The organism is Mycolicibacterium sp. XJ870 (assembly GCF_053483975.1).
On the sequence record NZ_JBEFTI010000006.1, the window covers coordinates 91,428 to 103,657 of the forward strand.

At 66.7% G+C, this 12,230-nt stretch carries 11 protein-coding genes and 1 tRNA gene; 3 read left to right on the forward strand and 9 right to left on the reverse strand.

Annotated elements, in window-relative coordinates:
* Window positions 1-87: 87 nt before the first annotated feature.
* From ABQF30_RS21250 to ABQF30_RS21290, 9 genes are all read right to left on the reverse strand, one after another.
* On the reverse strand, window positions 88-636 hold the full coding sequence (locus ABQF30_RS21250; RefSeq protein WP_448467429.1) for a DUF6611 family protein: 549 nt from the start codon (window positions 634-636) through the stop codon (window positions 88-90).
* A 229-nt stretch (window positions 637-865) separates the two neighbouring features.
* Window positions 866-1,441 carry an aminoacyl-tRNA hydrolase gene (gene pth, locus ABQF30_RS21255; RefSeq protein ID WP_448467431.1) on the reverse strand — a complete coding sequence of 192 codons (576 nt, stop codon included), beginning with the start codon at window positions 1,439-1,441 and terminating at the stop codon, window positions 866-868.
* Between the two features lie 6 nt (window positions 1,442-1,447).
* A complete protein-coding gene (locus ABQF30_RS21260; protein ID WP_448467433.1) occupies window positions 1,448-2,092 on the reverse strand; it encodes a 50S ribosomal protein L25/general stress protein Ctc in 645 nt (214 codons plus the stop codon).
* 155 nt (window positions 2,093-2,247) lie between these two features.
* A complete protein-coding gene (locus ABQF30_RS21265; protein WP_448467435.1) occupies window positions 2,248-3,120 on the reverse strand; it encodes an oxidoreductase in 873 nt (290 codons plus the stop codon).
* 75 nt (window positions 3,121-3,195) lie between these two features.
* Window positions 3,196-3,837 carry an LpqN/LpqT family lipoprotein gene (locus ABQF30_RS21270; protein ID WP_448467437.1) on the reverse strand — a complete coding sequence of 214 codons (642 nt, stop codon included), beginning with the start codon at window positions 3,835-3,837 and terminating at the stop codon, window positions 3,196-3,198.
* On the reverse strand, window positions 3,834-4,178 hold the full coding sequence (gene arsC / locus ABQF30_RS21275) for an arsenate reductase (glutaredoxin) (RefSeq protein ID WP_448467439.1): 345 nt from the start codon (window positions 4,176-4,178) through the stop codon (window positions 3,834-3,836). The genes ABQF30_RS21270 and arsC overlap by 4 nt, the downstream gene beginning before the upstream one ends.
* 1 nt (window position 4,179) lies before the next feature.
* The gene (locus tag ABQF30_RS21280) at window positions 4,180-5,160 is read right to left on the reverse strand and encodes a ribose-phosphate diphosphokinase (RefSeq protein WP_448467441.1); all 981 of its coding nucleotides are present in this window, start codon (window positions 5,158-5,160) and stop codon (window positions 4,180-4,182) included.
* Between the two features lie 101 nt (window positions 5,161-5,261).
* Complete coding sequence (gene glmU / locus ABQF30_RS21285) at window positions 5,262-6,710, reverse strand: bifunctional UDP-N-acetylglucosamine diphosphorylase/glucosamine-1-phosphate N-acetyltransferase GlmU (RefSeq protein ID WP_448467443.1); 1,449 nt, start codon at window positions 6,708-6,710, stop codon at window positions 5,262-5,264.
* A 118-nt stretch (window positions 6,711-6,828) separates the two neighbouring features.
* Window positions 6,829-6,900: transfer RNA gene (locus tag ABQF30_RS21290), tRNA-Gln, on the reverse strand.
* A gap of 85 nt (window positions 6,901-6,985) precedes the next feature.
* Between ABQF30_RS21290 and ABQF30_RS21295 the strand changes: the two genes are divergently transcribed.
* The 3 genes from ABQF30_RS21295 to ABQF30_RS21305 all read left to right on the forward strand — a co-directional run bounded on the left by ABQF30_RS21295 (window position 6,986) and on the right by ABQF30_RS21305 (window position 12,059).
* Entirely contained in the window at window positions 6,986-7,579 is a 594-nt protein-coding gene (locus ABQF30_RS21295) for a TetR/AcrR family transcriptional regulator (RefSeq protein ID WP_448467799.1), read from the forward strand.
* Between the two features lie 47 nt (window positions 7,580-7,626).
* Complete coding sequence (gene mfd / locus ABQF30_RS21300; protein WP_448467445.1) at window positions 7,627-11,259, forward strand: transcription-repair coupling factor; 3,633 nt, start codon at window positions 7,627-7,629, stop codon at window positions 11,257-11,259.
* 236 nt (window positions 11,260-11,495) lie between these two features.
* Window positions 11,496-12,059, forward strand: a complete 564-nt coding sequence (locus ABQF30_RS21305) for a hypothetical protein (RefSeq protein WP_448467447.1) — start codon at window positions 11,496-11,498, stop codon at window positions 12,057-12,059.
* The last annotated feature ends 171 nt before the right edge of the window (window positions 12,060-12,230 follow it).

The window sequence follows — 12,230 nt, forward strand, 5'->3', positions numbered from 1 at the left end:
GGTTCTGCCGCACGACGTACCAACGCATTGCGAGCAGCAGAACCACGGGCGCGGCCATCAATGCCAACACCTCGAACATGTCGCCCATCAAGCGGCCCGGTGTGAGGACTCGGCGTCGTCCCGCAAGAGGTTGTACACCCGCCACCAGCTCAGCTCATGGTCGACGACGCTGATCTCCTGCCGGGCCAGCCGGTCATCGGCTTCCAGCAGGGCAGCGGCCAGCTCGTCGAGCCGGTCGCGGCTGGCACGCGTCTCCGGATCGTCGTAACCGGCCATCGTCGTCACCACCAGGCTGCGCACCCGCCCGCGAGCCTCCCCGGCCATGGCGGCCGCGGCGATGCCGGCACCGGCGGATACCGCGGTCGAGACGCCGAACGCCGCCCACGGTGCCATCGACCCGGACAGCCAGATCTCGCACAGCAGCCACAGCAGGATGCCCCACACCGGCCAGCCCCGCGCCAGCCGTACCCACCGGCGTTCCGAGCGACTCAATCCGGGCGGATAGACCACCAGGCGGTACTGAACGATGCCGAATCGGCCGGGGCGGATCTCGACCGACCCCCAGGCGCGGGCGCCGTCGAGCAATCGCTCACGGCAGCGCTGCAGCACGCCGGGGTGCGATCGATCGGTATTCATACCTTCGGTGTACCCGTATCCGCGGCGCCGAGTTGCCTCGTGAACGGATTCTTTACGGCGCAACGGCCAGCATTTGCGCGCTAGATACGGGGCGGTACGCGCACGCTCATCGCGTGCGAGCGGGCGCGGAATGCTGCCGAGACGCGGCGTGTCGACCAGCAGACGCGCACGTTCGCGCAGAAAAGTGGAGCGCTACCAGACGCGCACGTTCGCGCAGAAAAGTGGAGCGCTACCAGGCGTGCACGGTGTTCTGGGCCGGCTCGAGCCCTTGGGCGATCAGCAGCTCGGTCGCATCGGCGGCCTGCTCGCAAATCGTCGGGACTTCACCCCGCTCAGCAGAACTGAAGTTCTCCAGCACGTACGCCGCCGCATCCTTGCGTCCCGGCGGACGGCCGACGCCGATCCGGACGCGGGCAAAACCGTTGCCGCCCAACGCCGAAGCCACTGACCGTAAACCGTTGTGCCCGGCCACGCCGCCGTCGAACTTCAGCCTGATCCGGCCGAAGTCGACGTCGAGCTCATCGTGGATGACGACCACGCGATCGGCAGGCACCGAGTAGAACTTGGCCAGCGGCCCGACCTGACGGCCGGACTCGTTCATGTAGCACCGCGGCTTGGCCAGTACCACCGGTGCGCCGGCCAGCCTCCCGGTCACCACCTCGGCGCCGGATTTCTTGTGCACCTTGAAGGCCGAGCCGATCCGCCCGGCCAACACATCGGCGACCATGAAGCCGAGGTTGTGCCTGGTTTTGGCGTAGGCGGGCCCGGGGTTTCCCAGGCCCACCACCAGGAGCGGCTCGGCCACCGAGAACTACTCGGCGGACTCTTCGGCCGCCTCGGCCTCAGGCTCCGCGGCCGGGGCCTCGGCGGTCTCGCCCGCACCCTCGGCCTCGAGATCCTCGGCGGTCGGGGCCGCGACGACGTTGACGACCAGGGTCTCGGGATCCGAGACCAGGCTGACGCCCTTGGGCAGCTCGATCTGGCCTGCGGTGAACTGGGTGCCGGCCTCGGCGCCCTCGATCGACAGGGCGAGCTGCTCGGGGATCGCCATCGCGTCGACCTCGATCTCGATGGTGTTGGCGTCCTGGGTCACCAGGGTGCCAGGAGTGGCGTCACCCTCGATGAGGACGGCGACCTCGACGGTCACCTTTTCGCCGCGCATCACCACGAGCAGATCGGCGTGCTGGATGTTGCGCCGGATCGGGTGGATGTCGAGCGCCTTGGTCAGGGCCAGCGCTTCCGTGCCCTCGATGTCCAGCGTCAGCACGGCGTTGGTGCCGGTCTTACGCAGGACCGCCGAGAACTCGTGGGCGCTGATCTCCAGGTGCTGCGGATCGGTGCCGTGGCCGTACAGCACGGTGGGCACCTTGCCTTCGCGACGGGCCTGGCGGGATGCGCCCTTGCCCGTGCGGGTACGAACCGTGGCGGTCAGCTTGTTGGGGGCCGTGTTGGCCATGTGTTGCTCCTCTATTCCTGTACTGCGGTCAGATCGTCAGCACGGCCAGGGTCGCAACATCTTGTGAGAAGTTCCCGCCGATAACGGTGGCCCACCAGGTCCACCCTCGCCGTGACGCCTGGTCAGGGTAGCAAGAACCGGACCCTGGCCAAAAATTACAGTGGATACGACGTCTCGGTGAGCTCCTCGGACAGCTCCCACAATGCCTTCTGCGTCTCAACCTTGCGGGCCAGCGGACTGCGGCCGACCGGCTGGCTCGGGCCGAACTGCGCATACCGCGGCCCGATGAAAGTGTCGCCGGGCAGATCCTGGGACACCGCGAAAAGCGTTTGACGGGCCCCGAAGTCGGCGTCGCTGGCCATCAACCGGTTCGCAGTCGTCCACACCTTGGTGCCGAACCGGTTACCGGTCTGGCCCTGCAGGTTGGTCGCGGAGTACCCCGGATGTGCGGCAAGCGCCCGCACCGGCGAGCCCGATGCGGTCAACCGCCGCTGCAACTCGGAGGTGAACATCAGGTTGGCCAGCTTCGACTGTCCGTAGGCCAGCCACGCCGAATACGGCCTGGCCTTCCAGTTGAGATCCTTCAGGCTGACGTATCCGGTCCAGTGCATCATCGACGACACCGTGACCACGCGGTCGGCGATCTTCGGCAGCAGCAGGTTGGTCAGCGCGAAGTGGCCGAGGTGGTTGGTGCCGATCTGGCTCTCGAACCCGTCGGCGGTCCGTGCCAGCGGGACCGCCATGATGCCCGCGTTGTTCACCAGGACATCCACTGTCTCGACGGTGTCGGCGAATTCGCGCACCGAGGCCAGGCTCTGCAGGTCGAGCTTGCGCACCTCAACCGGGCCACCGGTCATCGTCGCCGCCGCGGCGGTGCCCTTTTCCAGGTTGCGCACAGCCAGGATCACCTTGGCCCCGACCTGGGCGAGTTCCCGCGCGGTGATCAGCCCGAGGCCGCTGTTGGCTCCGGTGACGACGACGCTGCGGCCGGTGAACGAGGGCAGATCAGCGCTGGTCCATTGAGTCATGCGGTGGCCTCGCAGGCTCCGCCACCGGATTCGGTAATGATGATTCGCTCGCAAGCTTCGCTCATGGGGCCCAACCTACTTCTTGGCGACGTTGAAGCCCGCAATGATCGATTCGATGTCCTTGCCTTGGGCCTGAGCTTCGTCGGCGAAGGTGGTGACCGTCAGCTGGATCAGGTACCGCTGCGGGGGTGCGGCGACGGTGGTGGGGATGACGACGCGGTTGTAGCTCTGCATACGTCGCCCGTTGAGGTCGTAGCTGCCCTCGATCATCGCCGAGGCGAATCCGCGCCAATCCTCGAGCGACGCGTTGAGCTGCTTGAAGTTCTCCGACAGCTGGGCGTCGGCGTAACCGTGGTCCTTGAGGGCCTGGGCAACGTCGAAGTCGCCGTGCAGTTTGAACGCCAACAACATCGCCGTCGGGTAGGTGTCACCCTTGGCGATCATGCGGGTGCGCGGCGCCAGATTGGGATTGTTGTACGGATGCCAGCCCGGCGGCGTGGGCATGCTGACGGTCAGGTCCGGGATTTCTTCCGGGGCGATCGGTTCGCCGACGACGCCGGAGTTCTCCAGGTACTGCCACAGCGGCACCGGCGCTTTGTCGGACGTCGTCGTCGTGGTTGTGGTGGTCGTCCAGACCGACTGGTAGTCAGGGGTTTCGGCACCACAGCCGGTGACCAGAACCGCCAGCGTGAACAGGACGGCCGAATACCGTTTCACAGAATCTCGCGCACCGCATCGATCGGCCGGGCCAGCCGGGTGCCCTTCGCGGTGACGACGAAGGGACGCTCGATCAGGATCGGATTCTCGGCCATCGCGTCGAGCAGTTCGTCGTCGGAGGCATCCGCCAAACCCAGTTCTGCATACAGGGATTCGCGCTTGCGCACCGCGGTGCGCACGTCGATACCGGCGTCGGCGATCATCGTGGCGAGCTCGGCCCGGGTCGGCGGAGTCTTGAGGTATTGAACAATCTCGGGCTCAAACCCATTGTCGCGCAACAGATCCAGTGTCTTGCGTGAGGTCGAGCACTTGGGATTGTGGTAGATGCGAGCCTGGCCCACGCTACGCCGACCCGTCGAAGAGGCTGGTGACGGAACCGTTGTCGAACACCGCGCGGATGGTGCTGGCCAGCAGCGGCGCGATCGACAGCACGGTCAACTGCGGGAACAGCTTGTCCTCGGTGATCGGCAGGGTGTTGGTCACGATGACCTCACGTGCTCCGCACTCGGCCAGCCGCTCGCGTGCCGGATGCGACAGCACACCGTGGGTGGCCGCGACGATCACGTCCTCAGCGCCGTCCTGCTTGAGCAGTTTGACCGCGCCGGCGATGGTGCCGCCGGTGTCGATCATGTCGTCGGTGAGGATGCAGGTTTTGCCCTTCACGTCACCGACCACGCGGTTGGACACCACCTGGTTGGGCACCAGCGGGTCGCGGGTCTTGTGGATGAAGGCCAGCGGTACGCCGCCCAGTGAATCGGCCCACTTCTCGGCGACGCGTACGCGGCCGGAGTCGGGGGAGACGACGACCTTGTCGTGGTCGGCGTAGTTCTCGGCGATGTAGCCGCACAGCAGGGACTGGGCGCGCATGTGGTCCACCGGGCCGTCGAAGAAGCCCTGGATCTGGTCGGTGTGCAGGTCGACGGACACGATCCGGTCGGCGCCCGCGGTCTTGAGCAGGTCGGCGACCAGGCGTGCGGAAATGGGTTCGCGGCCGCGGTGCTTCTTGTCCTGCCGGGCGTAGGGATAGAACGGCAGGATCGCGGTGATGCGCTTGGCGCTGCCCCGCTTGAGCGCGTCGATCATGATGAGCTGTTCCATCAGCCACTGATTGAGCGGCGCGGGGTGCGATTGCAGCACGAACGCGTCGCAGCCACGCACAGATTCGTCGAAGCGGACGAAGATCTCACCGTTGGCGAAATCTCGCGCGGTCTGCGCCGTGACGTGAACGTCGAGTTCTTTGGCGACCTGATCCGCCAACTCCGGGTGCGCGCGACCGGAGAAGAGCATCAGAGCTTTGCGGTTGTCGGTCCAGTCGTGGCTCACTATGGCTGCCCTCGCCGTCGGGGATCGATACGGGCCAATCGTACGTAGCGTTTCCGGGTGCTCATAGCCGGGTTACCAGAATGCCAACGGAAAACGTCGGTTCAGTCGTCTTCGCCGCGTGCTTTGCGAGCTGCTTTGGCGGCCGCCGAGCCTGGTCGTTTGCGCTCCACCCAGCCCTCGATGGTGCGTTGGGCGTTGTCCGAAACGGCCAACGCCCCGGGCGGCACATCGTCGCGCAGCACGGTCCCGGCGCCGGTGTAGGCGCCGTCGCCGACGTTGACCGGCGCGATGAACATGGTGTCCGAGCCGGTCCGCACATGGGAACCGACCGTGGTGCGGTGCTTGGCCTCGCCGTCGTAGTTGACGAACACGCTGGATGCGCCGATGTTGCTGTGCTCGCCGATGTCGGCGTCGCCGACGTAGGTCAGGTGCGGCACCTTGGTGCCGGTGCCGATCGTCGAGTTCTTCGTTTCGACGAACGCGCCGAGCTTGCCGTCGGCGCCCAGGTGGGTGCCGGGCCGCAGGTAGGTGAACGGGCCGACGGTGGCGCCTGCACCGATCACGGCCAGCTGGGCGTGGGTGCGCACCACCGACGCGCCGTCACCCACCTCGACGTCGGCCAGGGTCGAATCCGGGCCGATCTCACAGGCGGCGCCGATCTCGGTGGTGCCCAACAGTTGGGTGCCGGGCCGCACGACGGTGTCGCGGCCGATCGTGACGTCGACGTCGATCCACGTGGTGGCCGGGTCGATGACGGTGACCCCGGCACGCTGGTGCGCGGCCACGGTGCGCCGGTTCAGTTCGGCACCCAGTTCGGCGAGTTGGACCCGGTCGTTGACGCCGGCCACGAGCGCGCTGTCGTCGACGTGCTTGGCCCGCACGGTGCGGCCGTCCTGGCGCAGGATGGCCACCACGTCGGTCAGATACAGCTCTTTCTGCGCGTTGCCGGTGTGCAGGCGGCCCAGCGCGGACCGCAGATGTGCGATGTCGAACGCATACACCCCGGCGTTGACCTCGGGTATCGCGCGCTGGGATTCGCTGGCGTCGGCTTGCTCGACGATGCCGATGACCTCGTTGTCCTGGGTGCGCAGAACGCGGCCGTAACCCGTCGGGTCGGGAATTGTGGTGGTCAGCACAGTCGCCGCGGCGGTTTCGCTGCTGTGGCCGGCGATCAGATCGGTCAGGGTGTCGGCGTCCAGCAGCGGCACGTCGCCCGCGGTCACCACCACCGAACCCGCGAAGTCGTCGGGCAACGCGCGCAACCCGCACTCCACGGCGTGGCCGGTGCCCAGCTGCTCGTCCTGAATGGCGATGTCGATGGTGCGGCCCAGCTGGTCGGCGAGTTCGCCGACCGCGGCTGCGATGCGTTCGCGGTCGTGCCCGAGCACCACCACGAGGTGCTTGGCCTGCACCTGAGCGACGGTGTGCAGGGCGTGGGAGATCATGCTGCGCCCGCCCAGAGTGTGCAGCACCTTCGGGGTGTCTGAGCGCATCCGGGTTCCGGCCCCCGCTGCCAGCACCACGACCGCGGCCTCGTTAGACGACGTCACATCTCTCCTCTCCGGCGAGCGTGCGTGTCTGTCGGCCGACGCGCCCGTCCAAAGTGTCATTTGGCGCACGCTCGTCGCGGCTAGATGCTCCGGGCCGATAGTCGCTCGGCAAGCCTCGCTCCGTCGCCAGGACTCGAACCTGAACTATCTGAACCAAAATCAGAGGTGCTGCCGATTACACCACGACGGAATGTTCGGGTGAGACTCTAGTCGAACGGACTAGCCTGAGACGCGTGGCAGCACCCGAGAAGGAAGTGCGTGCACCCCGCGCCCGGATGACCGGCAGTGAACGGCGACAGCAACTGATCGAGATCGCCAAGTCGCTGTTCGCCGAACGCGGCTATGACGGCACCTCGATCGAAGAGATCGCGCAACGCGCGAACGTCTCCAAACCCGTCGTCTACGAGCATTTCGGGGGCAAGGAAGGCCTGTACGCCGTCGTCGTCGACCGGGAGATGTCGGCCCTGCTCGACGGGATCACCTCGTCGCTGACCAACAACAGGTCCCGGGTGCGCGTCGAGCGGGTGGCCCTCGCGCTGCTCACCTATGTCGAGGAACACACCGACGGCTTCCGCATCCTCATCCGCGATTCCCCGGCGGCGATCACGTCAGGCACTTACGCCACGCTGCTCAACGACGCGGTCAACCAGGTGGCCTCGATCCTGGCCGGAGATTTCTCCCGGCGTGGCCTTGACCCCGATCTGGCGCCGCTGTACGCCCAGGCCCTGGTCGGATCCGTGTCGATGTGCGCGCAGTGGTGGCTCGATGTGCGTGAGCCCAAGAAAGAAGTGGTCGCCGCACACGTGGTCAATCTGATGTGGAACGGCCTGACTCACCTCGAGGCCGATCCGCACCTCGAGGGCGACTGACGCCGGGCCAGATCCTGCACGGCGACGCCGCATAGGATGGTCACATCATGACCGCACCGGGGCACACCCATGTCCAGACCCCGATTGCGGGTCTCGTTGAGTTGGCATTGACCGACCCGTCCCTGCAGGACGTCATTCGTCGCGCCACAGACCGGCCCGCCGATCTCGCGCTGGTCGGACCGGCCAGCGCGCGGGTCCTGGTGGCCGCCGCGCTCGCCCAGACCAGCCCGCTGCTGGTGGTTTCCGCGACCGGCCGCGAAGCCGATGATCTCACCGCAGAACTGCGGGGGGTGTTCGGCGACGCGGTCGCGCTGTTCCCGTCTTGGGAGACGCTGCCGCACGAGCGGATGTCGCCGGGTGTGGAGACCGTCGGGGCCCGGTTGCTGTTGCTGCGCAGGCTGGCCCATCCCGACGACGCGACACTCGGCCCGCCGCTGCGCGTGGTGGTGACGACCACCCGATCGCTGCTGCAGCCGATGGCGCCCGATGTCGTCGAGACCGAACCGGTGACCTTGACGCTCGGCGCGGAGGCGGAGTTCGACGGGATCATCGCCCGGGTGGTCGACCTGGCGTACACCCGCGTCGACATGGTCGGCAAACGCGGCGAGTTTGCGGTCCGCGGCGGCATTCTCGACGTCTTTCCGCCCACCGCCGAACATCCGGTGCGCGTCGAGTTCTGGGGTGACGAGATCTCCGAGATGCGGATGTTCTCGATCGCCGATCAGCGTTCGATCCCGGAGATTCCGGTCGAGACCGTGGTCGCGGTGCCGTGCCGGGAGCTGCTGATGACCGCCGACGTGCGCGAACGGGCCGCCGCGTTGTCCGTCCAGCACCCCACACACGAGAACAGTGTTCCCGGCAGCGTGCCCGACATGTTGGCCAAGCTCGCCGAAGGTATCCCGGTCGACGGCATGGAGGCGTTGCTGCCGCTGCTGCATCCGGTGGAGCCGACGACCCTGACCAATCATCTGCCCGACGGCGCCCCGGTGCTGGTGTGCGATCCGGAGAAGGTGCGTACCCGCGCGGCCGACCTGATCAAGACCGGTCAGGAATTCCTCGAGGCGTCATGGTCGACGGCTGCGGTGGGTGGTGACGTCCCGATCGACATCGAGGCGCTCGGCGCGTCCGGCTTCGTCCCGTTCAGCGAGGCGCGTGCGGGCGCTGCGGCCGCAGGCCACCCGTGGTGGACACTCAGTCAGCTTTCCGACGGCACCGCAACAGAACTCGACATCCGCCCGGCCCCGTCCGCCCGCAGCCAGCACGCCGTGGAGGAGATCTTCGCGATGCTGCGGGCGCATGTCGCGACCGGCGGGTACGCGGCCGTCGTCACCCCCGGCGCCGGCACCGCGCACCGTGTCGTCGAGCAGCTCGCCGAATCCGACACTGCCGCAGCGATGTTGGAACCCGGCGCGGCGCCCAAGAAGGGTGTCGTCGGCGTTCTCAAAGGCCCGTTGCATGACGGCCTGGTGCTATCGGGGGCCAACCTCGTCATCATCACCGAGACCGATCTGACCGGTAACCGGGTGACGGCGTCCGAAGGGAAAAGGCTTGCGGCCAAACGCCGTAACGTCGTCGACCCGCTGGCCCTGACCGCCGGTGACCTCGTGGTCCACGACCAGCACGGCATCGGCAAGTTCGTGGAGATGACCGAACGGGTCGTGGGCGGGGCCCGGCGCGAATACCTGGTGCTGGAGTACGCGACTGCCAAGCGCGGTGGTGGGTCCGACCGGCTGTATGTGCCGATGGATTCGCTCGATCAGCTGTCCCGCTACGTCGGCGGCGAGGCGCCGTCGCTGTCGAAACTCGGCGGAAGTGATTGGGCCAACACCAAAACCAAGGCGCGGCGTGCGGTGCGGGAGATCGCCAGCGAGCTCGTCGCGCTCTACGCCAAACGGCAGTCCGCACCCGGCCACGCGTTCGGTCCGGACACCCCGTGGCAGGCGGAGATGGAGGACGCGTTCGGTTTCACCGAGACGATGGACCAGATGACCGCCATCACCGAGGTGAAATCCGATATGGAGAAGCCGGTTCCGATGGACCGGGTGATCTGCGGCGACGTCGGCTACGGCAAGACCGAGATCGCGGTGCGGGCGGCTTTCAAGGCCGTGCAGGACGGCAAGCAGGTGGCGGTGCTGGTGCCGACCACGCTGTTGGCCGATCAGCATCTGCAGACGTTCACCGCCCGGATGGCCGGCTTCCCGGTCACGGTAAAGGGACTGTCCCGGTTCACCGATCCGGCCGAATCCCGCGCCGTGCTGGAAGGCATGAAGGACGGCTCGGTCGACATCGTGATCGGCACGCACCGGCTGCTGCAGACCGCCGTGACGTGGAAAGACCTGGGCCTGATCGTGGTCGACGAGGAGCAGCGGTTCGGTGTCGAACACAAGGAGCACATCAAGTCGATGCGCACCCACGTCGACGTGCTGACCATGAGCGCCACCCCGATCCCGCGGACCCTGGAGATGAGCCTGGCTGGGATCAGGGAGATGTCGACGATCCTCACCCCGCCCGAGGAGCGCTACCCGGTGCTGACGTTCGTCGGCCCGCACGACGACAAACAGGTGGCCGCGGCGTTGCGCCGTGAGTTGCTGCGCGACGGGCAGGTGTTCTACATCCACAACCGGGTGCGCACCATCGACCAGGCCGCGGCGCGGGTCCGTCAGCTGGTTCCGGAGGCCCGCGTCGTCGTCGCGCACGGCCAGATGAACGAGGAAGCCCTGGAACGCACCGTCGAAGGGTTCTGGAACCGGGAGTACGACATCCTGGTCTGCACCACGATCGTCGAGACCGGGCTGGACATCTCGAACGCCAACACGTTGATCGTCGAGCGGGCCGATACGTTCGGGCTCTCGCAGCTGCACCAGCTGCGGGGCCGGGTCGGCCGCAGCCGTGAACGTGGCTATGCCTACTTCCTATATCCGGGGGAGGCGCCGCTGACCGAGACGGCCTACGACCGGCTGGCCACCATCGCGCAGAACAACGAGCTGGGCGCGGGCATGGCGGTGGCGATGAAGGACCTGGAGATCCGTGGGGCCGGCAACGTGCTCGGGGTCGAGCAGTCCGGTCACGTCGCGGGCGTCGGCTTCGACCTGTACGTGCGCCTGGTCGGTGAGGCGGTAGAGGCCTACCGGGCCGCCGCCGACGGGAAAACCGTTGCGACACCGCAAGAACCGAAGGATGTGCGGATCGATCTGCCGGTCGACGCGCACCTGCCGCCGGAGTACATCGGCAGTGACCGGCTGCGGCTCGAGGGCTACCGGCGGTTGGCCGCGGCCTCAGACGAGGCCGCCGTGCGGGCCGTCGTGGACGAACTCAACGACCGTTACGGCCCGCTGCCTGAACCGGCGCAGCGACTGGTCGCGGTGGCCCGATTGCGGTTGTTGTGCCGGGAGTACGGGATCACCGAGATCGGTGCGGTGTCCGCATCGACGGTGCGGGTGTCGCCGATGGTGCTGCCGGATTCCGCGCAGCTTCGGCTCAAGCGGCTGTACCCGGGCGCGCACTACCGAGCGACCACATCGACGGTTCAGGTGCCCATCCCGCGGGAGGGCGAGGGCGTCGGGTCGGCCCGCATCCGTGATCTTCAGCTTGTCCAGATGGTGGCGGGTCTGGTGCTGGTGCTCAATGGCGAGACTCAGCGCACCGTCGACTTGACCGCGAACATTAATTCTTCGACCTAATCGCCTGGTAGTCGCATTATTTGCGCCGATATCTCTCGAAAATCACCGAAGCGCTGATAACGCGCTCCGGTGGCGATCCGACATACATACGGGGGGTCGAGGTATTGCGTTGTCGTCGTGAGAAGAGGCGGCAAGATCGTCGGCCATAGGGCGGTCATGCAATTTCCTAAACCGAACATCACGCGATTGCCACCGTTTGGTGCGTCGTCGCGATGACGCAAGGAGAAGGAGTGACCATGAACTACAAGAAGTTTGCAGCGAGCTCGACGATGGTAGGTGCACTGGGGCTCGGCGCACTTGGCCTCGGCACAGGTCTCGCACAGGCCGATCCGAACCTGCCACCGCCGCCGCCAATCCCGGGTCCGGCCGTACCCGATGTGAACGTGCCGGGTGTGAATGTTCCGGATGTGAATGTGCCCGGTGTGAATGTTCCGGATGTGAACGTGCCGGGCGTAAATGTTCCGGATGTGAACGTGCCCAGCGTTAACGTTCCGGACGTGAACGTGCCCAGCGTTAACGTTCCGGACGTGAACGTGCCGGACGTCAATCTTCCGGACGTTGACGTGCCCACCGTGCGGTTTCCCGAGGTAGACAATTTCTTCCAGCTGCCGAACGGAAACATCCCGCCGGGGCAGCTGAAGAATTCACCGACGATCAACGGTGTTGCCAATCCGTTCTTCGGAATCCCCCCGGGCCAGCTGACGAAGATGCCCACGGTGAACGGCATCGTCAACCCGTTCTTCGATGAGAGGCCGGGGCACTGGGTGATCCCGGACGGCCCGTTCCCGCCGGAGTCCTGAGTCACGCGATTGTGACATGATGGCCGCCTTGCCTTCGGGCAGGGCGGCCATCCCGTGTGGGACCATCCGGTGACGCACGACGCAGCGTTGCCGGTCCCCACCAGGCGCGTCGAGGCCTGGCAACGTGTTGGTATAACCGAGATCAGCGGTCTCGTCGAAATGCGTGAGGGG

Coding starts and splice junctions, on each gene's coding strand:
- ABQF30_RS21305 (WP_448467447.1), top strand. CDS start 11,496: ATGAACTACAAGAAGTTTGCAGCGAGCTCGACGATGGTAGGTGCACTG.
- mfd (WP_448467445.1), top strand. CDS start 7,627: ATGACCGCACCGGGGCACACCCATGTCCAGACCCCGATTGCGGGTCTC.
- ABQF30_RS21295 (WP_448467799.1), top strand. CDS start 6,986: ATGACCGGCAGTGAACGGCGACAGCAACTGATCGAGATCGCCAAGTCG.
- ABQF30_RS21260 (WP_448467433.1), bottom strand. CDS start 2,092: ATGGCCAACACGGCCCCCAACAAGCTGACCGCCACGGTTCGTACCCGC.
- ABQF30_RS21265 (WP_448467435.1), bottom strand. CDS start 3,120: ATGACTCAATGGACCAGCGCTGATCTGCCCTCGTTCACCGGCCGCAGC.
- ABQF30_RS21250 (WP_448467429.1), bottom strand. CDS start 636: ATGAATACCGATCGATCGCACCCCGGCGTGCTGCAGCGCTGCCGTGAG.